The 25887-nt window shown below is 73.4% G+C and carries 25 protein-coding genes and 1 riboswitch; of the genes, 9 read left to right on the forward strand and 16 right to left on the reverse strand.

Features of this window, described 5'->3' with window-relative positions; genetic code table 11:
* Positions 1-30: 30 nt before the first annotated feature.
* Positions 31-627: a 2'-5' RNA ligase family protein gene (locus tag ACFVZH_RS10500; RefSeq protein ID WP_384895350.1), complete on the reverse strand. Its 597-nt coding sequence runs from the start codon at positions 625-627 to the stop codon at positions 31-33.
* Between the two features lie 91 nt (positions 628-718).
* The gene (gene trpS, locus ACFVZH_RS10505) at positions 719-1732 is read right to left on the reverse strand and encodes a tryptophan--tRNA ligase (RefSeq protein ID WP_384895352.1); all 1014 of its coding nucleotides are present in this window, start codon (positions 1730-1732) and stop codon (positions 719-721) included.
* Positions 1733-1788: 56 nt separating this feature from the next.
* On the opposite strand from trpS, the gene ACFVZH_RS10510 reads away from it, so the two are divergent.
* Together ACFVZH_RS10510 and ACFVZH_RS10515 are read left to right on the forward strand one after the other, a co-directional pair.
* Positions 1789-2385, forward strand: a complete 597-nt coding sequence (locus ACFVZH_RS10510; protein ID WP_384895354.1) for an RNA polymerase sigma factor — start codon at positions 1789-1791, stop codon at positions 2383-2385.
* Complete coding sequence (locus ACFVZH_RS10515; RefSeq protein WP_384895356.1) at positions 2378-3190, forward strand: hypothetical protein; 813 nt, start codon at positions 2378-2380, stop codon at positions 3188-3190. The genes ACFVZH_RS10510 and ACFVZH_RS10515 overlap by 8 nt, the downstream gene beginning before the upstream one ends.
* 226 nt (positions 3191-3416) lie before the next feature.
* Here ACFVZH_RS10515 and glyA read toward each other — a convergent pair whose 3' ends face one another.
* Positions 3417-4685, reverse strand: coding sequence for a serine hydroxymethyltransferase (glyA, locus tag ACFVZH_RS10520; RefSeq protein WP_384895358.1), 1269 nt, complete (start codon positions 4683-4685; stop codon positions 3417-3419).
* Between the two features lie 73 nt (positions 4686-4758).
* A riboswitch (ZMP/ZTP riboswitch) is annotated at positions 4759-4849 on the reverse strand.
* A gap of 115 nt (positions 4850-4964) precedes the next feature.
* Here glyA and rocD point away from each other — a divergent pair.
* Positions 4965-6170, forward strand: coding sequence for an ornithine--oxo-acid transaminase (rocD, locus tag ACFVZH_RS10525; RefSeq protein WP_384895360.1), 1206 nt, complete (start codon positions 4965-4967; stop codon positions 6168-6170).
* 101 nt (positions 6171-6271) lie between these two features.
* Entirely contained in the window at positions 6272-6967 is a 696-nt protein-coding gene (locus ACFVZH_RS10530) for a polysaccharide deacetylase family protein (RefSeq protein WP_384895362.1), read from the forward strand.
* A 37-nt stretch (positions 6968-7004) separates the two neighbouring features.
* Here ACFVZH_RS10530 and ACFVZH_RS10535 read toward each other — a convergent pair whose 3' ends face one another.
* Positions 7005-8189 carry a glutathionylspermidine synthase family protein gene (locus tag ACFVZH_RS10535; RefSeq protein WP_384895364.1) on the reverse strand — a complete coding sequence of 395 codons (1185 nt, stop codon included), beginning with the start codon at positions 8187-8189 and terminating at the stop codon, positions 7005-7007.
* A gap of 15 nt (positions 8190-8204) precedes the next feature.
* Positions 8205-8510, reverse strand: coding sequence for a hypothetical protein (locus tag ACFVZH_RS10540; protein WP_384895366.1), 306 nt, complete (start codon positions 8508-8510; stop codon positions 8205-8207).
* 114 nt (positions 8511-8624) lie between these two features.
* Between ACFVZH_RS10540 and ACFVZH_RS10545 the strand changes: the two genes are divergently transcribed.
* Complete coding sequence (locus ACFVZH_RS10545; RefSeq protein WP_384895368.1) at positions 8625-9605, forward strand: hypothetical protein; 981 nt, start codon at positions 8625-8627, stop codon at positions 9603-9605.
* Positions 9606-9624: 19 nt separating this feature from the next.
* Here ACFVZH_RS10545 and ACFVZH_RS10550 read toward each other — a convergent pair whose 3' ends face one another.
* On the reverse strand, positions 9625-11166 hold the full coding sequence (locus ACFVZH_RS10550) for a PLP-dependent aminotransferase family protein (protein ID WP_384895370.1): 1542 nt from the start codon (positions 11164-11166) through the stop codon (positions 9625-9627).
* Positions 11167-11213: 47 nt separating this feature from the next.
* On the opposite strand from ACFVZH_RS10550, the gene ACFVZH_RS10555 reads away from it, so the two are divergent.
* Both ACFVZH_RS10555 and ACFVZH_RS10560 read left to right on the forward strand, forming a co-directional pair.
* Entirely contained in the window at positions 11214-11732 is a 519-nt protein-coding gene (locus ACFVZH_RS10555) for a carboxymuconolactone decarboxylase family protein (RefSeq protein ID WP_384895372.1), read from the forward strand.
* Positions 11729-12481, forward strand: coding sequence for an isocitrate lyase/phosphoenolpyruvate mutase family protein (locus ACFVZH_RS10560; RefSeq protein ID WP_384895374.1), 753 nt, complete (start codon positions 11729-11731; stop codon positions 12479-12481). Before ACFVZH_RS10555 ends, ACFVZH_RS10560 begins: the two co-directional genes overlap by 4 nt.
* Before the next feature lie 70 nt (positions 12482-12551).
* Here the strand turns inward: ACFVZH_RS10560 and ACFVZH_RS10565 are convergent, their stop codons facing one another.
* From ACFVZH_RS10565 to ACFVZH_RS10595, 7 genes are all read right to left on the reverse strand, one after another.
* Positions 12552-13607 carry a hypothetical protein gene (locus ACFVZH_RS10565; protein ID WP_384895375.1) on the reverse strand — a complete coding sequence of 352 codons (1056 nt, stop codon included), beginning with the start codon at positions 13605-13607 and terminating at the stop codon, positions 12552-12554.
* Between the two features lies 1 nt (position 13608).
* On the reverse strand, positions 13609-13989 hold the full coding sequence (locus ACFVZH_RS10570; RefSeq protein WP_384895377.1) for a hypothetical protein: 381 nt from the start codon (positions 13987-13989) through the stop codon (positions 13609-13611).
* Positions 13982-15682: a hypothetical protein gene (locus ACFVZH_RS10575; RefSeq protein ID WP_384895379.1), complete on the reverse strand. Its 1701-nt coding sequence runs from the start codon at positions 15680-15682 to the stop codon at positions 13982-13984. The genes ACFVZH_RS10570 and ACFVZH_RS10575 overlap by 8 nt, the downstream gene beginning before the upstream one ends.
* A 276-nt stretch (positions 15683-15958) precedes the next feature.
* Positions 15959-16948, reverse strand: a complete 990-nt coding sequence (locus tag ACFVZH_RS10580) for a malate dehydrogenase (RefSeq protein ID WP_384895381.1) — start codon at positions 16946-16948, stop codon at positions 15959-15961.
* Between the two features lie 240 nt (positions 16949-17188).
* Positions 17189-18376 (reverse strand): DUF2690 domain-containing protein, encoded by a 1188-nt coding sequence (locus ACFVZH_RS10585; protein WP_384895383.1) that lies wholly within the window; start codon positions 18374-18376, stop codon positions 17189-17191.
* Between the two features lie 288 nt (positions 18377-18664).
* Complete coding sequence (locus ACFVZH_RS10590; RefSeq protein ID WP_384895385.1) at positions 18665-19279, reverse strand: DUF3017 domain-containing protein; 615 nt, start codon at positions 19277-19279, stop codon at positions 18665-18667.
* A gap of 1 nt (position 19280) precedes the next feature.
* Positions 19281-20141, reverse strand: a complete 861-nt coding sequence (locus tag ACFVZH_RS10595) for a bifunctional methylenetetrahydrofolate dehydrogenase/methenyltetrahydrofolate cyclohydrolase (protein ID WP_384895387.1) — start codon at positions 20139-20141, stop codon at positions 19281-19283.
* 249 nt (positions 20142-20390) lie between these two features.
* On the opposite strand from ACFVZH_RS10595, the gene ACFVZH_RS10600 reads away from it, so the two are divergent.
* A complete protein-coding gene (locus ACFVZH_RS10600) occupies positions 20391-20981 on the forward strand; it encodes a hypothetical protein (protein ID WP_384895389.1) in 591 nt (196 codons plus the stop codon).
* A 69-nt stretch (positions 20982-21050) separates the two neighbouring features.
* Here ACFVZH_RS10600 and ACFVZH_RS10605 read toward each other — a convergent pair whose 3' ends face one another.
* The 3 genes from ACFVZH_RS10605 to purN form a co-directional block, all read right to left on the reverse strand.
* Positions 21051-22472: a DUF2079 domain-containing protein gene (locus ACFVZH_RS10605; RefSeq protein ID WP_384895442.1), complete on the reverse strand. Its 1422-nt coding sequence runs from the start codon at positions 22470-22472 to the stop codon at positions 21051-21053.
* 175 nt (positions 22473-22647) lie between these two features.
* A complete protein-coding gene (gene purH, locus ACFVZH_RS10610) occupies positions 22648-24213 on the reverse strand; it encodes a bifunctional phosphoribosylaminoimidazolecarboxamide formyltransferase/IMP cyclohydrolase (protein WP_384895391.1) in 1566 nt (521 codons plus the stop codon).
* Positions 24188-24817 (reverse strand): phosphoribosylglycinamide formyltransferase, encoded by a 630-nt coding sequence (gene purN, locus ACFVZH_RS10615; protein ID WP_384895393.1) that lies wholly within the window; start codon positions 24815-24817, stop codon positions 24188-24190. Before purN ends, purH begins: the two co-directional genes overlap by 26 nt.
* Before the next feature lie 286 nt (positions 24818-25103).
* Here purN and ACFVZH_RS10620 point away from each other — a divergent pair, with 286 nt between their 5' ends.
* Positions 25104-25871: a hypothetical protein gene (locus ACFVZH_RS10620; RefSeq protein ID WP_384895395.1), complete on the forward strand. Its 768-nt coding sequence runs from the start codon at positions 25104-25106 to the stop codon at positions 25869-25871.
* Positions 25872-25887: the final 16 nt, after the last annotated feature.

Below are 25887 nucleotides of genomic sequence, written 5' to 3' on the forward strand. Positions count from 1 at the left end.
GTGGTGAGCCGGCGGCTGTCGCCGGGAGGGTCAGCCGGTGGGGGTCGCGGTCGGCTCGTCGACCGGGCTGGAGCCCTGGGCGGGGACGGCGGAGATGGGGCGACCGCTGCCGAACAGATAGTCGTACAGCTTCCGCCACACGCCGTCCGGGCCCTGCTCGTACAGGGCGAAGGAGCGGCAGGTCCAGGCCGCCTCGTACCCGGCGAGCTCCTCGTACGCCCGGTCCATCCCCTCCTCGGAGATGCCGTGCGCGACGGTGACGTGCGGGTGGTACGGGAACTGGAGCTCGCGCACCAGCGGCCCGGCCTCGTCACGGATGCGGTGCTGGAGCCGGTGGCAGAGGGAGACGCCCTCCTTCACCTTGACGAAGACGACCGGGGAGAGCGGCCGGAAGGTCCCGGTGCCCTTGAGGCGCACGGGGAACGGCTGGTGGTCGGCGGCGACACCGGCCAGGTGCGCCTCGATCGCCGGCAGCCGCTCCTCCGCGACCTCGGTCGGCGGGACCAGGGTGACGTGCGTGGGGATGCCGTAGGCGGCCGGGTCCCCGAAGCCGGCGCGCCGCTCCTGGAGCAGGCTGCCGTAGGGCTCCGGGACCGCGATCGAAACGCCGAGCGTTACGGTCCCCACGTCGTTCTCCTCCGTCGTCGGTCGACTTGTGTGTGGTGGTGCAGCCGCCAGTGTGCGGCCTGCACCACCCTTTGGGCCAGGGTCCTTGGACTCAGTGCTTGGCGGGCAGGAAGCCCATGCGCTCGTACGTCTGCGCCAGCGTCTCCGCCGCGACCGCGCGGGCCTTCTCGGCTCCCTTGGCCAGGACCGAGTCCAGCGTCTCCGGGTCGTCCAGATATTCCTGGGTGCGGGACCGGAACGGCGTGACGAAGTCCACCATGACCTCCGCGAGATCCGTCTTCAGCGCGCCGTACATCTTGCCCTCGTAGCTCTTCTCCAGGTCCTCGACGGACGTGGAGGTGAGCGTGGACATGATCGTGAGCAGGTTGGAGACGCCCGCCTTGTTCTCCGGGTCGAAGCGGATCACCGTGTCGGTGTCGGTGACCGCGCTCTTGACCTTCTTCGCGCTGATCTTCGGGTCGTCCAGGAGGTTGATGAGGCCCTTCGGCGTCGACGCCGACTTGCTCATCTTGATCGTCGGGTCCTGGAGGTCGTAGATCTTCCCCGTCTCCTTGAGGATGTACGGCGCCGGGATCGTGAACGTCTCGCCGAAGCGGCCGTTGAAGCGCTCCGCGAGGTCGCGGGTCAGCTCGATGTGCTGGCGCTGGTCCTCGCCGACCGGGACCTGGTCGGCCTGGTAGAGCAGGATGTCCGCGACCTGGAGGACCGGGTAGGTGAAGAGGCCGACGGTGGCGCGGTCGGCGCCCTGCTTGGCGGACTTGTCCTTGAACTGGGTCATGCGGGACGCCTCGCCGAAGCCGGTGAGGCAGTTCATGACCCAGCCGAGCTGCGCGTGCTCGGGGACGTGGCTCTGGATGAAGAGGGTGCAGCGCTCGGGGTCGAGACCGGCCGCGAGCAGCTGGGCGGCGGCGAGCCGGGTGTTCGCCCGCAGCTCCGCGGGGTCCTGCGGGACCGTGATGGCGTGCAGGTCGACGACCATGTAGAAGGCGTCGTGGGTCTCCTGGAGGGCGACCCACTGGCGGACGGCGCCGAGGTAGTTGCCGAGGTGGAACGAGCCTGCGGTGGGCTGGATTCCGGAGAGCACGCGGGGACTGTCAGAGGCCATGCACATCATTCTCTCAGGTGTGGGAACCGATCCCCGTCGGCCGGTGTATCAAGAGTGTGAGGACGCGGGAGGGGGGCCTGGTCGACGACGAGGCCGTGGTGATCGCACGCGTGCGCGCCGGAGAGCCGGAGGCGTACGCGGAGTTGGTCCGCGCGCACACGGCGGTGGCGCTGAGAGCGGCGGTGGCGTGCGGCGCGGGCGCGGAGGCCGAGGACGTGGTGCAGCAGGCGTTCTTCAAGGCGTACGTGTCGCTCGGGCGTTTCAAGGAGGGGTCGGCGTTCCGGCCGTGGCTGCTGCGGATCGTGGCCAATGAGACCAGGAACACAGTGCGCTCGGCGGGTCGGCAGCGCGCCGTCCGTGATCGCGAGGCGGATCTGCTCGGGGCCGAGCCGCTGATACCGGAGTCGGCGGACCCGGCGGTGGCGGCCGAGGAGCGGGAGCGGAGCCGGCGGCTGTGGGAGGCCCTGGACGGTCTCGCCGAGGACCATCGGCAGGTGGTGGTCCACCGCTACCTCCTGGAGCTGGACGAGACGGAGACGGCCCTGGCCCTCGGCTGGCCGAGGGGGACGGTGAAGTCCCGGCTGAGCCGGGCCCTGAAGAAGCTGGGACGGGTGCTGGGGGAAGGCCGGGAAGGAGGTGGGGAGCGTGGCTGACGAGGGTCTGCCGGACGAGCTGAGGGAGCTGGGGCGGCGGCTTCGGGTGCCGGACGTGGACGGCGAGTCGATGGCCGAGCGGGTGCTGGCGCAGCTCCTCGCCGAGCGGGTCCCGACCCCGGTGCCGGAGCCTGAGCCGGTCCGGCCGCGGTGGTGGGCACGGTGGTGGGCATCGGTGCGCGGGTGGGCGCGCGAGCGGTGGCGGGCGCTGGTGGCGGGTCTGACCGGCGTGCTGATCGTGCTGGTGCTGACGCCGCCGGTGCGGGCGACGGTGGCGGACTGGTTCGGCTTCGGCGGGGTCGCCGTGCGGTACGACCCGGACGGCGTCCGGGTCCCGGCCGGTGGGCCGGTGCCGGGGTGCCCCGACCCGGTGCCGCCGGCGGAGGCCGGGCGCCTGGCCGGCTTCGAGCCGCAGATACCGAGCGTGCTCGGCCCGCCGGACGCCGCCGTGGTGACGGGGTCGGCCGAGCGGGGCCGGGCGGTGATCAGCCTCTGCTGGCGCGACGGCGGGCGGACGATCCGGCTCGACGAGTTCCCCGCGCGCCTGGACATCGGCTTCGCCAAGCAGGTCACGACGAACCCGGACTGGGTCGACCTCCCGGACGGCGCGCAGGGCTACTGGTTCGCGGCCCCTCACCTGCTGACCTTCCCGATGACGGACGGGGCGGGTGCGCCCTGGAGGCACGAGGTCCGCACCGCGGGCCCCACCCTCCTCTGGACGGTGAACGGGACCGCCCTCACCTTCCGCCTGGAAGGCATACCGGACGCGGAGCGGGCCCGCCGCACGGCGGAATCGGTCGGCTGAGGGGCCGGGGCGGCGGCGGGCCCGGTGGCCCCAGCCGTCGGGCCGGGCGAGGCTGATGGGCCTGGTGGGGCTGGGTGGGTCCCGGTGGTGGATCCCGGTGGCTCCTGACCGAGTCCTGGCCGGGTCGGTGGCCGGGTCCTGGCGGGTCGGTGGCCCGGCAAGTTCCTGGCGGGTCCCGGTGGCCCGGCCCGGGTGATCCCTGGGCCGGGCCGGTGGGTCGGGTGGGTCAGGACGGGAGGCCGGGGGCCGGGAAGGCGGACATGAGGTCGGAGACCTCGGCGCGGACGGCGAGGAGGGCGTCCTCGTCGCCGGTGCCGGCGGCGGCGACGCCGCGGTCGATCCACTCGGCGACCTGGGCCATGTGCGCGGTACCGAGGCCGCGGGAGGTGAGGGAGGGGGTGCCGATACGGATACCGGAGGGGTCGAACGGCTTCCGGGGGTCGTAGGGGACGGTGTTGTAGTTGACGACGATGCCGGCCCGGTCGAGGGCCTTCGCGGCGATCTTGCCGGGGACCTGCTTGGGGGTGAGGTCCATCAGGATCAGGTGGTTGTCGGTGCCGCCGGAGACCAGGTCGAAGCCGCGGGCGAGGAGCGCCTCGGCGAGGGCCTTGGCGTTGGCGACGACCGCGTGGGCGTAGTCGCGGAAGGAGGGCTGGGACGCCTCGTGGAGGGCGACGGCGATGGCGGCGGTGGTCTGGTTGTGGGGGCCGCCCTGGAGGCCGGGGAAGACGGCCTTGTCGAGGGCCTTGGCGTACTCCGCGCGGGACATGAGCATGGCGCCGCGCGGGCCGCGGAGGGTCTTGTGGGTGGTCGTGGAGATGACGTCCACGTGCCCGACCGGGGACGGGTGGGCGCCGCCGGCGATGAGGCCGGCGATGTGGGCGACGTCGGCGACGAGCACGGCGCCGGCCTCGCGGGCGATCTCGCCGAAGGCGGCGAAGTCGATCGTGCGGGGCAGCGCGGTGCCGCCGCAGAAGATGACCTTCGGGCGCTCCTTGAGGGCCAGTTCGCGGACCTCGTCGAAGTCGACGAGGCCGGTGTCGCGGCGGACGCCGTACTGGACGCCGCGGAACCACGTGCCGGTGGCGGAGACGCCCCAGCCGTGGGTGAGGTGGCCACCCATCGGCAGGGCCATGCCCATGACGGTGTCGCCGGGCTCGGCGAAGGCGAGGTAGACGGCGAGGTTGGCCGGGGAGCCGGAGTAGGGCTGGACGTTGGCGTGGTCGACGCCGAAGAGGGCCTTGGCGCGCTCGATCGCGAGGGTCTCGACCTGGTCGATGTTCTGCTGGCCCTCGTAGTAGCGGCGGCCGGGGTAGCCCTCGCTGTACTTGTTCTGGAGGACGGTGCCGGAGGCTTCGAGCACGGCGGCGGAGACGTAGTTCTCGCTCGGGATGAGGCGCAGGGTCTCGCTCTGGAGCCGTTCCTCGGCGCCGACGAGGGCGGCGATTTCGGGGTCGGCGGCGGCGAGCGCGGGGTGCGGCTGCGGGCTGGTCATGGTGGTGTCCTCCGGGCGTCGACGGGTCCCGGGGCACTGCGTGAGAGGCGCGGCGCCACCAGGGACTTCGGTCCCGTGACGCCCAGGCGAGCGGCGTCTCGTGTGGTCTGCCGCGCACGGCTCCCCCGGGGTCGCTTCCCCGTACGCCAGTCGCCGTGCGTGTTTCCAGAGTAGCGGGCGCGCCGTCGCCGAGGTTTCCCGTTCCGGCATCCGAGCGACGATATGAAAGGGGCCACAGCCCCCTGGGTCACCCCGATCCGCAGGACGAACGGAGATCCCGTGTCGAGGACAGAAGACGCGATCGCTGCCGCGGACGCGCACAGCGCGCACAACTACCACCCCCTTCCGGTCGTCGTCGCCTCGGCGGACGGCGCCTGGATGACCGATGTCGAGGGCCGTCGCTACCTCGACATGCTCGCCGGGTACTCGGCGCTCAACTTCGGGCACGGCAACCGGCGTCTGATCGACGCCGCGAAGGCCCAGCTGGAGCGGGTGACGCTGACGTCCCGGGCCTTCCATCACGACCGCTTCGCCGAGTTCTGTACGCGGCTCGCGGAGCTGTGCGGCAAGGAGGCGGTGCTGCCGATGAACACGGGGGCGGAGGCGGTCGAGACGGCCGTGAAGACCGCCCGGAAGTGGGGGTACGAGGTGAAGGGCGTGCCGGACGGGCACGCGAAGATCGTGGTGGCGGGGAACAACTTCCACGGCCGGACGACGACGATCGTCAGCTTCTCCACGGACCACGAGGCGCGGGATCACTTCGGTCCGTACACGCCGGGGTTCGAGATCGTTCCGTACGGGGACCTGACGGCCCTGGAGGCCGCGGTCACGGAGAACACGGTGGCGGTGCTGCTGGAGCCGATCCAGGGCGAGGCGGGGGTCCTGGTCCCGCCGGCCGGCTATCTGGCGGGGGTACGGGAGCTGACGCGCCGGCGGAACGTGCTGTTCATGGCGGACGAGATCCAGTCGGGCCTGGGCCGGACGGGGCGGACGTTCGCGTGCGAGCACGAGGGCGTGGTCCCCGACGTGTACATCCTGGGCAAGGCGCTGGGCGGTGGTGTGGTGCCGGTGTCGGCGGTGGTCGCCGACCGTGACGTGCTGGGGGTGTTCCGGCCGGGTGAACACGGCTCGACCTTCGGCGGGAACCCGCTGGCCTGCGCGGTGGCCCTGGAGGTGATCGCGATGCTGCGGACGGGCGAGTACCAGGAGCGGGCGACGGAGCTGGGCGAGCACCTCCACGCCGAGCTGGGGCTGCTGGTGGGCGGCGGTGCGGTGGAGGCGGTGCGCGGGCGCGGTCTGTGGGCCGGGGTGGACATCACGCCGTCCCGGGGTACCGGCCGGGAGATCTCGGAGCGGCTGATGGAGCGCGGGGTGCTGGTGAAGGACACCCATGGTTCGACGATCCGGATCGCGCCGCCGCTGGTGATCTCGAAGGAGGATCTGGACTGGGGTCTGGAGCAGTTGAGGGCCGTTCTGTCGGAGTGACGGCGTCCGGTGGCGGCGGGCGCGGGGCGTGTCCGCGCGGGGCGCGGGCGGGGCAACTCGGACCATTGACACGACAGTTGGTCTAGGCCAATGATGCGGCCATGCCGAGACTCCGTCTGCGTCACGCCGTGCGTGCCGCGCTCGCCGCCCTCGTCCCGCTCGCGCTCCTCGGCGCGTTCACGGGACCCGCGCACGCCGCCCCCCGGGCGGCCTGGCCCGAGCCCGTCCCGGTGGTCTCCCACGTCGAGACCACCGACCCGGTCGTCTTCATCACCATCGACGACGGCTGGTACCACGACCCGGCGGCCGCGAAGCTGCTGCTGGACCGCCGGGTGCCCGCCTCGCTGTTCCTGCTCCCCGGCGCCTATTCGTACGACTCCGGTTACTTCCACACGCTGCTCGACCAGGGCCGCTCCCGCGTCGAGAACCGCACCGTCGACCACCCGGACCTGACCACCCTCGACGCCGCCGGCCAGAAGGCGCAGGTGTGCGGGGCCCGCGATCGGCATCTCGCGCAGTTCGGCGACGGGCCGCGGCTGCTGCGCCCGCCGTACGGCACGTACGACGCGACCACCCGGACCACGGCCCGCGCCTGCGGCGCGAAGGCGGTCGTGACCTGGACGTACGACCTCACCACCTGGGGCCAGTGGACCCCGCCGGCCCCGCGGCTGAAGGCCGGCGACATCATCCTGCTGCACTTCAACGAGACGGTGACGCAGGACCTGGCCCGAGCCCTGGACCTGGCCGCGGCCGCCGGGCTGACGCCCGCGCCGCTGCGGGAGTACGTCGCGGAGTAGGTCTCGTCGCCGAGTAGGTCTCCTCGCGGAGGAGGTCTCAGAGGATGACGTGCGGGAGGAAGCGGGCGTACTCGTCGGTGACGAGCCCCGCCGACTCCCGTATCCCGAGCCCCGCGGCCTCGTCCTCGACGACCCACGCGCCGAGCACCACCCGGTTGCCGTCGAAGTCGGGCAGCGGGGCCAGCTCCTGGTAGCAGCAGGCGTCCCCGTCCCGCACGAACGGCTCCGTGCCGGCCTCGTGCAAGGTGACGCCCGCCCCCTCGCGGCCGAGCAGCGGTTTGGCGACCCAGCCGCCCGTCGTGGCGAGTTCGCGCGGACCGTCGAGGTAGGCGGGGAGCAGGTGGGGGTGGCCCGGGTTCAGCTCCCACAGGATCGCGAGCAGCGCCTTGTTGGAGAGCAGCATCTTCCAGGCGGGTTCGATCCAGCAGGTGGTGCCGGTCCCGCCGCCGTTGTCGAGGGTGTCCAGGACGTGCCGGCCGAAGCGGTCGGTGGTCAGCCACTCCCACGGGTAGAGCTTGAAGCAGCTGCGGAGGAAGCGCAGCCGGTCGTCCACGAAGCGGCGCGAGAGGCGGTCCCAGCCGATGCGTTCGACGGAGAGCGCCTCGGTGTCGAGCCCGGCCTGCTGGGCGGTCTCGCGCAGGTACGCGACCGTCATCAGGTCCTCGCCGAGCTCGTCGCCGTCCGAGTGGGCGAAGTGGACGGGGCCGGGCGGCAGCAGGTGGGCCTGTCGCCGCCAGGCGTCGACGAGCCGTTCGTGGAGGGAGTTCCACTGGTCGGCGCCGGGGAACCGTTCCTCCATCCAGAACCACTGCGGGCCGGCCGCCTCCACGAGCGAGGTGGGGGTGTCGGCGTTGTACTCCAGCATCTTGGCCGGACCCGTGCCGTCGTAGCGCAGGTCGAACCTGCCGTAGAGGGAGGGGAGTTCGGCGCGGCGGTGCCACGACTCGGCGACGAGGCCGGCCAGCCGGGGGTCGGTGATCCCCAGCTCGGCGAACCGGTCGCGCTCGACGATGTGCGCGGCCGCCGCGAGGCTCAGCGCGTGCAGCTCCTCGACGACCTCCTCCAGCGCCTCGACCTCGGGCAGGGTGAAGGAGTAGTACGCGCTCTCGTCCCAGTACGGGCGCAGCGAATCGTCCGGGTAGCGGGTCAGCGGGTAGACAAGCCCCTGCTCCTCGACGATCCGCTGCCAGTCCGGACGGGGCTCGATGGTGTGCCGTTCCACGGTGCCGCGCCCGCCTCAGCCGCCGCCGGTGCCGGAGCAGCCGAAGCCGCCGGTGTCGACGGCCGTCTTGTCGAAGCTGCCGCCGCTCACCTTCCGGTCGCGGACGGAACCGCCGTAGTAGTACGAGCCGCGGTGGGTGGTGCCGCCGTTGTCGTCGTCGTCATCGCCCCCGCCGCCGCTCTCGCACTGATAGCTGGGCAGCTCCTCGCGGGTCAGCGGGTCCACGCACCGCTTGTCCGGATCCGAACCGCACGCGGTGATCGTCGCCGCGAGCACACCCATCCCACCGAGCACCACCGTGCTCGACCTGAGCCTGCGCATGTCCGTCGCCTCCCCTTCGCGGTCGCGTCCATCGCGGTCACGACCGTCGCGACCGCACAGTGTAGGCCGGTGATTTCCGGCCTCAGGACCTAGAGTCGTTTCGTGCTTCTCGGGATGATTTGTGCGCTCGCCTCGTCCGTCTGCTTCGGTGCCGCCTCGGTGTTCCAGGCCATGGCGGCCCGCGCCGCGGAGCCGGGAACGGGCAGCGGGGTCGACGTCGCGCTGATGTGGCGGGCCCTGCGGCAGTGGCGCTACATCGCCGGCCTCGGCATGGACGGGCTGGGGTTCGTCCTGCAGATCGTGGCGCTGCGGACCCTGCCCATCTACGTGGTGGGCGCGGCTCTGGCCGCGAGCCTGGCCGTCACGGCGGTCATCGCCTCACGGGTGCTGAAGGTGCGGTTGAAGCGGGTGGAGTGGACGGCCGTCGCCGTGGTCTGCGCCGGGCTCACGATGCTGGCCGTCGCCTCCGGCAAGGAGGGGCACCGGGACGGCTCGGAGGCCCTGCGCTGGGCGCTGCTCGCGGTCTCGTTCGGGGTGCTGCTGCTGGGCGTCGTGGCGGGCCGGCTGCCGCCGCGCTCCCGGGCGCTGGTCCTCGGCCTCGGCGCGGGCTTCGGCTTCGGGGTGGTGGAGGTGGCGGTCCGGCTCATCGACGGCATCGACCTCACCGACCCCGTCTGGTACGCGCTCCTCGTCGGCGGCGGGGCCGCGTTCCTCCTGCTGACCTCGGCGCTCCAGCGCGGCTCGGTCACCACGGCGACCGCCGGCGCGGTGCTCGGCGAGACGATCGGCCCCGCCATCGTCGGGGTCGTCTGGCTCGGCGACCGCACCCGGGAGGGCCTCGGCTGGCTGGCGGTCACCGGCTTCGCCATCGCCGTCGCCGGCTCCCTCACCCTGGCCCGCTTCGGCGAACCGCCCGCGCCGGCCGACGCGGCGGAACCCGCCGGGAACGCCGCCGCGCGGCTCGACGCGGGCGGCACGGGCGGCACGGGCGGCGGCACGGAATCCGGCGCGGGCGACCGCGCCGGCGACCGCGCGGCTCCCGGCTCAGGACGGGGGCCGGACCCGGCGCCGGAACGGAACCCGGGCACGCCCTGACGCGGGCGCCCCGGATCCGTCAGGGCAGGACCCGGCACAGGGCGCGGAGGGCGTTCTGCCAGCCGCTGTCCGGGGGCGTGGCGTAGCCGACGACGAGGCCGTCGAGGGTGGGCGGAACGGTGGGGCGGCGGAACTGGTTGACGCCCTGGACGGCAAGGCCGTGCCAGGCGGCGGCCCGGAGGACCTCCTGTTCGGTGCCGGGCGGGAGGGCCAGGACCGCGTGGAGCCCGGCCGCGATGCCGCTGACCCGGGTCTCGGGCGAGTGGGCGGCCACCGCCGCCACCAGCTGGTCGCGGCGGCGCCGGTAGCGCAGCCGGCTCGCCCGTACGTGCCGGTCGTACGCCCCCGAGCCGAGGAACTCCGCGAACGCCAGCTGGTCCGGCGCGCTCGACACCCAGTCCACGGCCCCCTTCGCGGCCACCACCTCGCCCATCAGCTCCTCCGGCACCACCATCCAGGCGAGGCGCAGGCCGGGTGCGAGGGACTTGCTCGCGGTGCCCAGGTAGACGACCCGCTCGGGGTCGAGCCCCTGGAGCGCCCCGACCGGCTGCCGGTCGTAGCGGAACTCCCCGTCGTAGTCGTCCTCCAGGACGAAGCCGCCCGCGGCGCGCGCCCAGTCGACGACGGCGGTCCGCCGGTCCGGCGGCAGGGCGCCGCCCAGCGGGAACTGGTGGGCGGCCGTCATGAGGACGGCGCCGGCCTCGCCGAACGCCTCCTCGGTCAGTTCCTCGACCCGGGTGCCCCGTGCGTCGTACGGCAGCGGCGGGACCCCGAGCCCGGCCCGGCCCAGAAGGTTCGCGTGGACGTCGAGCCCGTACGACTCGACCGCCACGTCCCGCACCCCGCGGCCCCGCAGCACCTCGCCGATCAGCATCAGCCCGTGCACGAAGCCCGCGCAGATCATGATCCGCTCGGGCCGGGCGTGCACGCCGCGCGCCCGGGAGAGGTACTCGGCCAGCGCGGTGCGGAGTTCGATCCGGCCGCGCGGTTCGCCGTACCCGAACGCCTCGTTGGGGGCTGCGGTCAGCGCCCTCCGGTACGCCTTGAGCCATTCGGCCCGCGGGAAGGAGGCGAGGTCGGGGGTGCCGGCCTTCAGGTCGTGTGCCGGGGTGCCGGGCCGCCGCGGGCCCGTCGGGGCGCCCGGCCGTCCCCCTCCCGGCCGGGCGGGACCCCCGGGCGGGGGCGCCACCGGTGTGGCCGGCCTCGGACCGGCGGACCCCGGCGCGCGGCCCCCGGTGGTGCGGGCGGCCGCGGTGCGGGCGGGGCCGGGGGCCTGGACCGGCGTCCTGCGGGGGGCGGCTCGCCGTGCGACGCGGGTGCCGGAGCCCTGCCGGGCCGTCAGCCAGCCCTCGGCGACCAGTTCCGCGTACGCGTCGGCGACGGTGTTGCGGGCCATGCCGAGGTCGGCGGCGAGCGACCGGGAGGACGGCAGCCGGGTGCCCGCCTCCAGGCGCCCGCTGCGCACGGCCTCCCGCAGGGCCTCCATGAGGCCGGCGCGCAGCCGTGGGCCGCGCAGTTCCAGGTGGAGGTCGGCCCCGAAAGTGGCCCACTCGTTCGCCATGGAAATGGACCATACCCTTGCGCCACAGGACTCGTACGGTGATCGGTATGACCACCACGACACAGCCCGCCGCGAGCCCGGCCGAGAAGACCGCCCACGCCCACGAACACGCGCCCCGCCTCGCCCTGGCCGAGCTGCTCCCCGAGTACTACCGGGCGATGGTCCGGCTGGAGACGGCGGCGGCGAAGGACGTCGACCCGACCCTGTACCACCTGATCAAGATCCGGGCCTCGCAGGTCAACCACTGTGCCTTCTGCATCGACATGCACACCAAGGACGCGCTGGCCGAGGGCGAGACCGTCGAGCGGATCGTGCAGCTCTCCGCCTGGGAGGAGTCCCGGCACTTCTACACCGAGCGGGAGCTCGCGGCCCTCGCGCTGACCGAGTCGGTCACCGTCCTCACCGACGGCTTCGTGCCCGATGAGGTGTACGCGCGGGCCGCCGCGCACTTCGACGAGCTCGAACTCGCCCGCGTCATCGCCGCGATCACCACGATCAACGCCTGGAACCGCATCGGTGTCACCACCCGGATGACGCCCGGCCACTACACCCCGCGCTCCGCGTGAGCGGGGACCCCCGGGCCGCCGCCCTGCGCGCCCTCCACCATGGGCGGGCCGCGGACGATCCGCTGGTCCTGCCCGGCCCGTGGGACGTGGCGAGCGCCCGCGTCTTCGAGGCGGCCGGGTTCCCGGCCCTCGCCACGCCGAGCGCCGGGATCGCCGCCGCCCTCGGCCACGAGGACGGGGCGACGCCGGCCGACGAGATGTTCGCCGCCGTGACGCGGATCGCCCGGTCCGTCTCCGTACCCGTGACGACCGACCTGGAGGGCGGCTACGGCCTGCCCGCGGCCGAACTGGTCGAGCGGGTACGGGAGTCCGGCGCCGTCGGCGTCAACCTGGAGGACACCGGGCCGGACCGCGCGCTCAAGGACCCGCGGGCCCACGCGGAGTGGCTGGCGGAGGTACGGGCCGCCGCGGGCCCCGAACTCCTCGTCAACGCGCGCGTGGACGTGTACCTCCGCGGGGTCCCCGGACCCGCGGAGGCCGCGGCGACCCGCGCCCTGCTCTATGCGGAGGCCGGCGCGGACTGCGTCTACCCGATCGGGGCCCCGCCCGCGGACCTCCCGGTCCTGCGCGCCGCCCTCGGCGACCTCCCGCTCAACGTCCTGGCCGTCCCCGGCGGCCCTTCCTTCGCCGAGCTCGGCCGCCTCGGCGCGACCCGGATCACCTTCGGCGACGGACTCCTCCTGCGGGCCCTCGACGACCTGTCGTCCCTCGCGTCGAAGCTCCGGGACGGCGGCGCCCCGACCGCCTGACCGGCCGGAACCCCCACCGCCGCCGGGGCCCGCGGTCCCCGGACACGCGCCCGGCGCGGCCGGCCGTCGCTCAGTGGGCGCCCGGACGGAAGAACTCCAGGGCCACGCGGAGCACTTCGCGCTGCTTCGGCCAGTCGGCCTCCGGGCCGGCGGCCAGGATCGCGTAGTGGTTGCCGTCCTCGGCGGTGAAGGCGCGGTCGACGACCTTGCGGCGGCCGCCCTCGCGGTCGTAGGCGTACACCAGCTCGGCGGCGTCGGCCGGGGCGCCGGGTTCGCCGGTGACCCGTTCGAGGCTGATCTCCTGATACCCGGGCTTGTTGGTCCGGCCGTCCTCGGAGGCCCCGCGCAGGGCCTCGTACGGGGTCAGGCCGGCCTCGGCGACGACGAAGACCTGGACGAGGCTCCGGCCGTCCGGCGCGTTGAAGAAGACGCCCTGGTCGGACTCGGTGCGGTCCCAGCCGTCGGGGACGGCGATCGTGAAGCCCTTGAGGTCCTGCTGCGCGCTGTAGCCGGGCGGCGGCACGTCGTCCGTCGGGGTGGACGTGTCGGACGGCGACGGCGAGCCCGACGGGGTGCCGGTCGCGGGGTCGGTGGTGGGGTCACCGCCCGGGTCGGTGCTCGGGTCGGTGCTCGGGTCGGTGGCCTCCGGCGGGGCCGAGACGGAGGCCGCCGGGCCGCCCGCCGCCGGGTCCTTGCCGTCGTCCCTGCCCCAGACCAGCCAGCCGCCCGCGGAGCCCGCCGCGAGGACGGCCACGGCGACGCCCGCCACGACCGCCGCCCGCGCGCGCGGCCGGGCCGCCGGGGCGCCGCCGGGTACGGGGTAATGCCAGCCACCCGTCTCCGGGACGTACTGCGGCGCGTGCGCCGGCGTACCGCCGGGACCGTACTCGGGGGCGTACACCGGCGCGTACTCCGGCGGAGGCGGCGGAGGGGGTACGACGGGGCCGCTGCCGCCGCCACCGGCGAGCGGCGCGGGGGCCGCCGGCTCGGGGACGACCGGCGCGGACGCGGCCGGCGCCGGCACTACCTGCCCGGGCACTACCGGCGCGGGCACTACCGGCGCGGACCCGGTCTCCCAGCTCTGTGTCTCGTCGTTCCAGCGGGCCCCGCCCCCGTAACCACTCATCTCATCCTCCGAGCAGGGTGCCGACGGCCTGGCCGACGGCGACGCCCGAGGCGAGGATCCCGGACACCGCGCCCGCGTCCGCGAGGGCCCGGCGCAGCCGGCGCAGGCGGCCGGTGTCCGCGCGCCCGGTGCCCTCGATCTCGTCCTCGGCGTCGGACAGTTCGTCGTCGAGGGCGGCCGTCTGCTCGGAGGGGACGACGCCGGCCAGGTCGGTACGGAACCGGCGGATGGCCTGGAGCAGCTCCTCCTGGTGCGGGTCGCGGGCCGGCCCGGTGCCGTTCACCGTGCTGGTGACGGTGTTGTTGTCGCCGATGGTGACGTTGCCGCCGGTGTTGGCGACGTGGATGCCGCCGCGGTCACGGGAGTTGTCGCTGTCAGCCACGGTCGCCTCCGGTCGTCGAAGTGGTGAAGTTCTTGCTGGTCACGGTGTTGTTGTTGCCGACCGTGACGTTGCCCTTGGTGTTCTCGATGAACGTGCCGCCCTCGGCGATGTGCACGATCTTCTGCTCGAACTCGGCCGTCTCGTAACCGGCCTGGCGGAGCGCGGCCGTGACGCCGTTCGCGACGCGGTCCTGCACGCTCTTCAGGTAGCGGTGGACGTCCATCTCCTGGAAGAGGGAGGCGTCGTCGTCGGAGCCGAGCTCGCGGACGGAGACCTCGGGCCCCTCGGGCAGCGCGTTGGCGTGGCCCGCCGTCAGCACCCGCCACACGTGGCCGAGCGCGCGCCAGATCGTGACGATGGCCTGTCCGGCGGAGCGCGGGGTCTGACCGAGCGCCCAGACGGCCTTGCCGAAGTGGTGGTTGTGCAGGTAGCGGTAGGCGTTCCGGTCGGCGTACCGGTAGAGCGGCTTCACCGGCCGCAGGACGTGCGGGGCGACCTCCAGCATCAGCATGCCGCCCTGCGTGTGGACGCGGACGAAGACGGTCGTGACGATCTCCTCGCCCCAGCCGCCGACCCTGATCCGAAGGAAGTGGCGGCGGGTCTCGCCGCCCTCCTCGATGGCGCCCGAACGGTGCGCCTCGAAGCCCTCCGCGGTGTACGGCGCGGCGGCGCGGGCCGGCAGTCCGTCGACGGGCAGGAACACGACCTCGTCGATCTCCAGCTCGCGCAGCCGGTCCCGTACGGCGTCCCGGAGCTGCGGCGAGCCGTGCGCGGAGGGCACGCGCAGCGCCTCCACCAGCGGGACGACGTGGCGCATGATGGCGCTGTTGTCGAGCGGTTCGGGCGCCTTGCCGTCGAGGTTCTTGCGGGGGCGCAGCTCGATGGAGAGCGACCAGGGCTCGTACGGCTCGCCGGCGCCGCAGAACGGCTCCTCGGCCCCGTACATGATGAGCCGTGCGTGCTGCTCGACGCGGATCCGGTCGCGCAGCCTCCTGGACCGGGCGCCCTCGGCCTGCTCGGCCGGGTCGGCGCGCTGGTCGGGGAACCGCTCCCGGGAGAGCTCCTGGGTGAGCGCGCGGGCGAACATTCCGCGCTGGGTGGCCACCGCCCAGGCCACGAGCAGCGGCACGGCGATGGTGATCCACACCTCCAGCTTGCCGATGCCCCACATCTCCTGGGCGGCGAGGCTGAGGGCGACGTCGAGGACCTCGCCCGTGTCGGACACTTCGCCGAGGAAGTCCCCGCCGGACTCCTCGTCGCCGACGGCGAGGAAGAAGAGGAGCAGGGCGGCCTGGAGGAACAGCAGCCGCCCGTACCAACGCAGGACGAAGGCGGGGACGAGCCGGTAGACCGGGGCGTTCACGGCGCGGCCGCGCACCCACCGGGCCAGGCCGAGCAGCAGGAACGGCGCGATCAGGAGGGCGATCAGGCCCTTGGTGAGCGGGATCGCGACGATCCAGAGGGCGAGGATGCCCGCGGCCCAGCCGAGTTCGACGCGGCGGGCGCGCAGCGCGTGGGCGAGGACGCGGCTCGCGTCGTAGCCGAGGGACGGGGCGGCGAAGCGCTCCTCGTGGACGTACAGCTGGTCGATGACCGCGTCGCGGAATCCGTCGTCGAGGTACGTGCCGGCGCACAGGAGACGGGTCGCCTCGCTGGCCGCCGGCAAGCGGCGCGGGTCCGCGGCGGCCGGCATGGCGGGCGGTTCGCTCGGCGGCTGACCGGGCTGATGAGGTACGAACGACTGCGCCAAAACTCCCCCGATTGTTTGGAACTGTCCCTGTCTTCGACCCAGTTGGCCGGGAACCGGTTGGACAGCATAGGGGAGGTCGGGGTTCCGTGTCGGCGCGAAAAAACGACGCCCCCGGGCCGCACGGTCGGTCGTGCGGTCCGGGGGCGCCGAGCGCGTGGGAGCCGAGGCTCGGATCGGGCCGCGGCTCGGTTCAAGCCGCGGCCCGTATCAGGCTGCGGCTCAGATCAGGCCGAGCTCGCGCACCGCGTCGCGCTCCTCGGCGAGCTCCGCCACGGACGCGTCGATGCGGGCACGGGAGAAGTCGTTGATCTCCAGGCCCTGGACGATCTCGTACTTGCCGTCGACGCAGGTGACGGGGAAGGAGGAGATGAGACCCTCCGGGACGCCGTACGAGCCGTCCGACGGGATGCCCATGGAGGCCCAGTCGCCCGCGGCGGTGCCGTTGACCCAGGTGTGGACGTGGTCGATGGCGGCGTTCGCGGCGGAGGCGGCGGAGGACGCGCCACGGGCCTCGATGATCGCGGCGCCGCGCTTGGCGACGGTCGGGATGAAGGTGTCGGCCAGCCACGCCTCGTCGTTGACGACCTCGGCGGCGTTCTTGCCGGCGATCTCCGCGTGGAAGATGTCCGGGTACTGGGTCGCCGAGTGGTTGCCCCAGATGGTGAGGCGCTTGATGTCCTCGACCGAGGCACCGGTCTTCTGGGCCAGCTGCGTCAGCGCGCGGTTGTGGTCCAGGCGGGTCATCGCGGTGAAGCGCTCGGCCGGCACGTCCGGGGCGGCGGCCTGGGCGATCAGGGCGTTGGTGTTGGCCGGGTTGCCGACGACGAGGACCTTGATGTCGTCCGCGGCGTGGTCGTTGATGGCCTTGCCCTGCGGCTTGAAGATGCCGCCGTTGGCGGCGAGCAGGTCACCGCGCTCCATGCCCTTGGTACGCGGGCGGGCGCCCACGAGCAGGGCCACGTTGGCGCCCTCGAAGCCCTGGTTCGGGTCGTCGAAGATGTCGATGCCCTTGAGCAGCGGGAACGCGCAGTCGTCGAGCTCCATGGCGGTGCCCTCGGCGGCCTTCACGCCCTGCGGGATCTCGAGGAGGCGCAGCTTGACCGGCACGTCCGCGCCGAGCAGGTGGCCGGAGGCGATGCGGAAGAGCAGCGCGTAGCCGATCTGGCCGGCCGCGCCGGTCACGGTGACATTCACGGGAGTGCGGGTCATGGCGATCTCCGTAAGACAGCTGGCGGTGGGGGTCCCTGCCCCTGGTGCTGGACGTCCCTTCTGATCGACGATCGATCGGCCTGATCGATCGGTGTCTCGACGTGAAGAGATTTCCAGCGGTCAGGCTATCCGACCCGGGGCCTCCCCAACCCCCACCCCGTTGTGGTCCGGCTCACTGCCACCCGTCCGGGACCCCTTCGGGGGGTGCGTACGAGCCCGGACCGATCGGCGCGGCACCCCCTACGGGTTGACGGTGCAGCCGACGCGCCCGTCGACGAGCGTGCCGCACGCGCGCGCGTCCGCCGCGGACGCGACCGCGAGCATCGGGGTGTACGCGTCGTTGTCGGCGCCCTCGGCCAGGACGGCGCGCTCGACCGCGCCCGCCGCCTCCACGGTGACGGTGTCCCCCGGCGCCGCCCCGGTGATCCGCGCCCACACCGCCGCGCAGGTGGCGCTGTGCCTGACCTCCACGAGGGCGGCGCCGACGCGGGTCCGCGCGACGGTGTCCGCGAGCGGCCCGCCGCAGCCCATGGCCTCCGGGTCCCGGCCCGCGCAGTCGGCACCCGCGCACTTCACCCCCGCCGGGAGGCCGGTGCGCGGCGCGGTGGTCGGCGCCGTGGTGACCGGCGGGGCCGCCGTCGGACCGCCCGCCCCGCCCTCTCCCCCGAGGTCGACGAGGAGCAGCGCGGCGGTGACGACGAGCAGCGCGCCGAGGATGCCGGCCGCGTAGAGGAGAACGGTCGGCCGGCGGGCGGGGGCGTTCGAGGAGGGGGCGGCGGCCGGGGCGGGTGCCGGAACACGCGAGGGCGGGGGCGTGGGGCCGGGGGAAGGCGTGGGCGCGGGGCCGCGAGAGGGCGGGGCCGCGGGGCCGGGCCCGTGGGCCCGGTCGAGGCGCCGGATCTCCATGGTGCGGTCGTCACCGGCTTCGGCGACGGAGCCGGTCACCGCGGCGGCGGGCACGGTCACCGCGGTGACCTCGGACGCGGTCACCGCGGCGACTGCGGGAGCGCTCACCACGGTGTCCTCGGGCGCGGACACCGTGGTGGCCTCGGGAGCGCTCACCAGGGTGGCTGCGGCAGCACTCGCCCCGGTGGCCTCGGGAGCGCTCATCCCCGCGACGGCAGGGGCGGCCCCGGGCGCGGCAGGGGGCTGCCGGGTGGTGCGGGACCAGGCGCGTTCGGCGCGTTCCCACTCGGCCGCGAGGCTGCCGATGTCGCTGCCGGTCGCTTCGGCGAGGGTGACGACGGCGCTCCTGGGCACGGGCAGACGCGCGCTCAGATAGGTGTCCCACGCGGCCCGTTCGTGGCCGGTGCGCTCGGCGACGGCCACGACTCCGAGACCGCTGCGGTCGATGAGGCGGCGGAGCCGCTCCGTGAACGCGCGGATGTCCGGGTCGAGTTCGCCCGGCAGCGGCTTCCAGCGAGGCATGTGCGATCCCCCTTGTCCCTGCTTTCCCGAAGGATGGCAGGTCCGGGGGCGACGCGGGCACCGGATGGTCGGCCGAAGTACCGGAATGGTCACTTCCGTGACACAGCGCGCCGACGGAGCTTGTCCTCGCCTTGGCACGTACATGACCCTTGATCACGACGACGCCCGCCCTCCCACGGGGGAGAGGGCGGGCGTCGTACGCGGGACCTGCGGGCCGAACGGGGCCTGCGTCCGTCCGGACGCGGCCTCGGCCGCGTCGCGGGCCAGGCGGGACTTTCGGGATGCGGCCTAGGTGACCGTCAGATGGAGGACGTCCTCCAGGAACGGGATCCGCAGCCAGGGCTCCGGCTGGACCATGAGCGCGAGCAGCACGATCAGGCTGCCCATCACGCCGTACGTGATCATGTCCGTGAAGCGGGACCGGACGGCCAGCATGCCCACCGACGGCAGCACCCGGCGCAGCGCGGCCCCCGCGAGGAGCGCGACTCCGACCACGATCGCTCCCACCCGGAACGCCTGCGGGAACGGGTCCGTGCCCACCACGAGGAGGCCGATCCCGGCGAGTCCGAGGACGGTCAGCAGCGGCCACTGCCGCGCGGGCGCCGAGGCGTCGCCTGGCGCCGCCCGGCCACCGCCCTCGGGCCGCGCGGTGTCGGTGGTGAGGCCGGGCGCGGGCCGCTTCCACGGACCGCGCTTCGCCCCGGCCTCGGCCGCGGGTTCCGCGACCGCCGGCGCCGCACCGGACGCGGAGGCCGTGGCGTCGGCCCCGTCGGCCGTCGCACCCTCCGGCGCCGTACCCTCCGACGCCGCTGCGTCGGCCGCCGCACCGTCGGCTGTCGCACCGCCGGACGGCACGCCGTCGCCCGTCGTGGCGTCCGGCCCGCCCGGGGTCCCGGGGGTCACGTCAGAGCGCCGCGGCCGCGCGCTCGGCGGCCTCGACGACGTTGACGAGGAGCTGCGCGCGGGTCATCGGGCCGACACCGCCCGGGTTCGGGGAGATCCAGGCCGCCACCTCGGCGACGCCCGGGTCCACGTCGCCGAGGATCTTGCCCTCGCCGTTGCGCGAGACGCCGACGTCGAGGACGGCCGCGCCCGGCTTCACGTCCTCGGGCTTGATCAGGTGCGGCACACCGGCCGCCGCCACGATGATGTCGGCGTTGCGCAGGTGCGCCGAGAGGTCCCGGGTGCCGGTGTGGCACTGGGTCACGGTCGCGTTCTCCGAGCGGCGGGTGAGGATCAGCGGCATCGGGCGTCCGATGGTGACACCGCGGCCGACGACGACGACCTCGGCGCCGTTGATCTCCACGCCGTGCGCGCGCAGCAGCGTGATGACGCCGTTCGGCGTGCAGGGCAGCGGGGCGGGCTCGTTGAGCACGAGGCGGCCGAGGTTGGTCGGGTGCAGGCCGTCGGCGTCCTTGGCCGGGTCCATCAGCTCCAGGATGCGGTTCTCGTCGATGCCCTTGGGCAGCGGGAGCTGGACGATGTAGCCGGTGCAGGCGGGGTCCTCGTTGAGCTCCCGTACGACCGCCTCGATCTCCTCCTGGGTGGCGGTGGCGGGCAGCGTGCGCTGGATCGAGGCGAGCCCGACCTGCGCGCAGTCGCGGTGCTTGCCGGCCACGTACTTCTGGCTGGCGGGGTCCTCGCCGACCAGGACGGTGCCGAGGCCGGGCGTGATGCCCTTCTCCTTGAGGGCCGCCACACGGACGGTCAGATCGGACTTGATCGCGGCTGCGGTGGCCTTGCCATCGAGAATCTGGGCGCTCATGGGGACATCCTCCCGGATGACCCCCGCCTTGTTCCAATTCGCTCTGCCGCAGAACCCGTCATACGGGGCGACAGGTTGCACTTGCACAACTCCGATGCGTATCGACTGGACAAAAAGTCGACCTTGCGACGACGATGATCCGCGCAGTACCGCGGAAAGTGCCGGGGGGAAATCCGCTCAAATGCCGTGAAAGTCCTCCGCGCGGGCCGCGTCGTCCCCGCACAGAGAAATTCACGGAGGAATCCCGCGATGAGCTTCGGCGACCCGAACAACCCCTACGGCCAGCAGCAGGGCCAGGGCCAGCAGCCCGGATACGGCTACCCGCAGCAGACCCCCCAGGGCGTCCCGCCGCAGCAGGGCTACGGCTACCCGGCCGCCCCGCCGGTCTCCCCGTACGGCGGCTACCCGGCCGGTCCGACCGAGATGCCCGGCGGTGTGAAGGCCGCCCGCGTGATGCTGTGGATCCTCGGCGCCTTCAACCTGATCGGCGGCATCGCCGTCATCGGCCTGTCCTTCGCCGTCGACAGCGAGCTGGAGAAGTCGGGCGCCTCGTCCGCCGACGCCCAGGCGTTCGCCGACTTCGGTCAGGGCCTCCTGATCGTCGCGGGTGTCATCTCGCTCGTCTTCGCGGCCGTCGGCATGGTGCTGGCCGCCAAGTTCCGCTCCGGCGGCAACGGCGTCCGCATCGGCTCGATCGTCTACGGCGCGGTCGGCGCGCTCTTCAGCCTCTTCTCGCTGCCCCTGGGCATCATCAGCCTGGCGCTCGCCGTCCTGGTCATCGTCTTCACGGCGAAGTCGGACGGCTCGGCCTGGTTCAACCGGAACAAGCAGCAGTACTGAGCGTGAACCGGTGAGGGGCCGGGTTCCGCACCGAAAGGTGCGGAACCCGGCCCCTCCGCCGTTCTCGTCTCAGACCCGCTTCAGCACCGCGAACCCGTCCGAGCGGTACGTGATCTCGTAGCGCGCCTCCGGATGCAGTTGCGAAGCCAGCTGCGCCGGGTCCGACACCTGCGTCGACCAGCCGTACAGGTCGAAGGCGAGGTAGTCGGGGGTGGCCCCCTTGGACGTGCCCACCCAGTAGACCCGGTGGTCCGCCGTGAGGTGGGCGAGGAGCGAGACGTCCGCCTCCACGCTGGCACCGTCCGGCACCGCGTCCACCGCGGCCCGCGCCTCCAGGGCCCGGGTGTCCGTGCGGTACGTCTCCGACTTCAGCAGCTCCCGCAGCGGCAGGTTCGCGGCGAGGACGAGCGCGACCGCCGTGGCGACGGGGACGACGACCTTCCCGTACGAGGCGAGCCAGGCGCGCGGCGAGGTGCGCACGGAGCGGGCGGCGTCCACCAGGGCCAGGAAGACGATCGGCATGAGGATGGCGCTGTAGTGCCAGTGCATGCCCCAGTGGTTGGCGTCCTGGGAGAGGAAGCGCCAGCCGAGGGTGGGCAGGACGAGCAGGATCAGCGGGGAGCGCAGGGCGAGGAAGCCGGTGATGGCGAGCAGGTAGAAGACCATCTCCCACCGCTCGCCCGAGGCGAGCGCGTCACCGATGACCTGGGCGAACGAGGTCTCGGTGCCCTGCCCGGTCTTCTCGATCTTGGACCAGTAGTCGTACTGGCCGAGCCGGCTCGCCGCCGGGATCAGGACGAGGACCGTGAGGGCGAAGGCCGCCACGCCGAAGCCGGCCAGGGCGGCGCCCAGCCCCTTCCGGCCCTTGAGGAAGAGGACCGCGCCGACCATGGCGACGGTGAGCCCCATGTCCTCCTTGACCAGGACGAGCGGGGCGGACCAGGCGACGGCCGCGGTCCAGCGGCCGAGGAGCAGGGCCCGGCAGGTCAGGGCGAGCAGCGGGACGGCGAACGCGATCTCGTGGAAGTCGGACTTGACCGCCTCCTGGAGCCCCCAGGAGAGCCCGTACGCGACGGTGAGCCCGATGCCCGCGGCACGGCTGCCCAGGATCTGCTGGGTGGTGCGGCCGACGACGGCGGCCGACGCGGCGAACAGCGCGGCCTGGCCGAAGAGCAGGGAGACCGGCGAGGGCCAGATCCAGTACAGGGGCGCGAGGAGTGCGGTGACCGGGCTGAAGTGGTCGCCGAGTATGTGGAATCCGGGGCCCTTGATGTCGGCGACGGGGGCGCGGAACTCGGCGTACGCCCGGACCGACTGCCCGAAGATCCCGAGGTCCCAGGAGGGGGTCCGGAAATGGGTGTACTGGACGAAGGAGTAGAGGAAGTACAGCCCGCAGAGAACGCCCGCGAGGATCAGATACGGGCGGAGGGGGGCGGGGGAGAGCCCGTCGGACGGTTCCGCGTCGGTGGAATCCGCAGCGGGCCTGTTCAGTACGTCCAACACCACGTCCCCCACTACCGGCGGCCGACAAAAGAGCAACCCATTAGACCAGAGTCCACTCGTTCGGCGGATCTGCCGCCGCCCCGGGAGGGGAAGGGCGGGCGGCGCCCGGAAACGACGGACGGGGGCGTACGGGCCCAGCGGCCCGCACGCCCCCGTCTCGGCGTCAGTGGAAGAAGTGGCGCGTGCCGGTGAAGTACATCGTCACGCCCGCCTTCTGCGCGGCCTCGACGACCTGCTCGTCGCGGACCGAGCCGCCGGGCTGGACGACGGCCTTCACGCCGGCCGCGGTGAGGATCTCCAGGCCGTCGGGGAAGGGGAAGAAGGCGTCGGAGGCGGCGTAGGCGCCGCGCGCCCGCTCCTCGCCGGCCCGCTCGACCGCGAGCTTCGCGGAGTCGACGCGGTTGACCTGGCCCATGCCGACGCCGACCGAGGCGCCGTCCTTGGAGAGCAGGATCGCGTTGGACTTGACCGCGCGGCACGCCTTCCAGGCGAAGGAGAGCTCGGCGAGCTCCTCCGCGGACAGGGCCTCGCCCGTCGCCAGGGTCCAGTTCGCCGCGTCGTCGCCGTCCGCCTGGAGGCGGTCGGTGACCTGGAGCAGCGCGCCGCCGTCGATCGGCTTGACCTCGACCGGGTTGGCCGGGGCGCCCTCGGCGCGCAGGACGCGGATGTTCTTCTTCCTGGCGAGGACCTCGACCGCGCCGTCCTCGTACGCCGGGGCGACGATGACCTCGGTGAAGATCTCCGCGACCTGCTCGGCCATCGCGACCGAGACCGGGCGGTTGACGGCGATGACGCCGCCGAACGCGGACAGCGGGTCGCAGGCGTGCGCCTTGCGGTGGGCCTCGGCGACGTCGGCGCCGATCGCGATGCCGCACGGGTTGGCGTGCTTGATGATCGCGACGCAGGGCTCGGTGTGGTCGTACGCGGCCCGGCGCGCGGCGTCGGTGTCCGTGAAGTTGTTGTACGACATCTCCTTGCCGTGCAGCTGCTCGGCCTCGGCGAGGCCGCCCGTGCCGTCGACGTAGAGCGCGGCGCCCTGGTGCGGGTTCTCGCCGTAGCGCAGGACGTTCTTGCGCGCGTACGTGGCGCCCAGGAAGTCCGGGAAGCCGGAGTCGTCGGCGGCCGCGTAGTCGTCGGCGAACCAGGAGGCGACGGCCACGTCGTACGCGGCGGTGTGCTGGAACGCCTCGCCGGCGAGCCGCTTGCGGGCGGTCAGGTCGAAGCCGCCGGCCTGCACGGCGGCGAGCACGTCGGCGTACCGTCCGGGGCTGGTGACGATGGCGACGGACGGGTGGTTCTTCGCCGCGGCGCGGACCATGGACGGGCCGCCGATGTCGATCTGCTCGACGCACTCGTCCGGGGTGGCGCCGGAGGCGACCGTCTCGCGGAACGGGTAGAGGTTCACGACGACCAGGTCGAAGGGCTCCACGCCGAGCTCGGCGAGCTGCTCGCGGTGCGACTCCAGGCGCAGGTCGGCGAGGATGCCGGCGTGCACGCGCGGGTGGAGGGTCTTGACGCGGCCGTCCAGGCACTCGGGGAAGCCGGTCAGCTCCTCGACCTTGGTGACCGGCACGCCGGCGGCGGCGATCTTCCCGGCCGTGGAACCCGTGGAGACGAGCTCGACACCGGCCTCGTGCAGACCGCGGGCCAGCTCTTCGAGCCCCGTCTTGTCGTAGACGCTGACCAGCGCGCGGCGGATGGGCTTAACGGTGTCCGTGTTCACCGACATGAACCTTTCGTCCCTCAATGCGGTAGCCGTGCCGGGCGAGACGCCCCACGACGTCGACGAGCAGCGAGCGCTCGACTTCCTTGATGCGCTCGTGAAGAGCGGCTTCATCGTCCTCGTCCCGCACCTCGACCACGCCCTGGGCGATGATCGGGCCGGTGTCGACACCGTCGTCGACGAAGTGGACGGTGCACCCGGTGACCTTCGCGCCGTAGGCGAGGGCGTCACGCACCCCGTGGGCACCGGGAAAACTGGGCAGCAGGGCCGGGTGGGTGTTCACGACCCGGCCGCCGAAGCGGGCGAGGAACTCCTTGCCGACGATCTTCATGAAACCGGCCGAGACGACGAGGTCCGGCTCGTACGCGGCGGTGGCCTCGGTCAGGGCGCGGTCCCACTCCTCGCGGGTGGCGTGGTCCTTGACCCGGCAGACGTAGGTGGGCAGCCCGGCGCGCTCGGCGCGCTCCAGACCGACGATGCCGTCGCGGTCGGCGCCGACGGCGACGACCTCGGCCCCGTACCCCTCGGGGTCGGCGGCGATGGCGTCGAGGAGGGCCTGCAGATTGGTACCGGACCCGGAGACCAGGACGACGAGGCGGGCGGCAGCCACTGGGTCACTCTTTCCGTGGTGTTTGTGCGGTCGTACGAACGAATCGTGCCGCTCGATACGGGGAACCCTACGAACGGCTCGACCGTCAGCAACGATACCGGCACACGGGACGGCCCCCACGGGACGGGGGCGGAGCAGGACGGTAGCGTCAGGGTCCGACGCCGGACGGAGCGCCCGGGGCGCGGCGTCCGAGCGCGGGCGAGCAGCAGAACAGCAGCAGAAGAGACACCAGCGGAGACCACGGGTGCGGCCGTGGTCGCGACGACAGAGGGAAGACGTCCAGCAGATGCCGGAACGCCAGTCCACGAACGACGACAACCCGTTCGCACCGCCGCCCGAGGGCCGGCCGGACCAGCCGTGGCAGCCGCGGCGACCGGAGGGAACGGGCGACGACGCGTCCGGGTCCCCGGACTCGTCGGACTCGTCCGACGGCCGCTGGAGCCCCCGCCAGCCGGGCCCCTCGACGGACGGCTTCGGCCGGGGTCCGGAGCGGCAGGGCGGCGGCCAGGGCGGTCCGGAGGGCGGCCCCGGCCGGAACGGGCCGGCGAAGGGCCCGGGGCTCCGCTGGGACCCGACGGACCCGGCGCAGCGGCGCGCGCGGTACGCGATCCTCGCCGGCATGTGGGCCTTCTTCTTCGCCATCTTCGAGATCCCGGAGCTGGCACTGCTGCTCGGCGCCCTCGGCCTGTACTGGGGGATCAGCTCGCTGCGCGCCAAGCCGAGGCCGGCGGCCGATCCGTCGCCGACATCACAGCCGGCGTCGCGTCCCTCGGGACAGCCGCAGGGCCAGGACGCCCCGGATCCGGTGCCGGCCCAGCCCCTCGGCCCCGGTGCCGCCGCGCCCGCCCCGGCCCGCTCCATGCGGACCGCCGCGATCAGCGGTCTGGTCGCGGCGAGCATCGCGCTGATGATCGTCGCGGTGGGCTTCACCATGCAGCTCGTCTACAGCGACTTCTACGAGTGCCGCGACGACGCCCTCACCCACGCGGGCCAGCTGGCCTGCAACGACCTTCTGCCCAAGCCGCTGCGCGCGGGATTCGGCGTCCGGGAGTAGCCCCGGCCGGCCCGAT

The sequence above is a fragment of the Streptomyces sp. NPDC059534 genome, assembly GCF_042743475.1.
GTDB lineage: Bacteria > Actinomycetota > Actinomycetes > Streptomycetales > Streptomycetaceae > Streptomyces.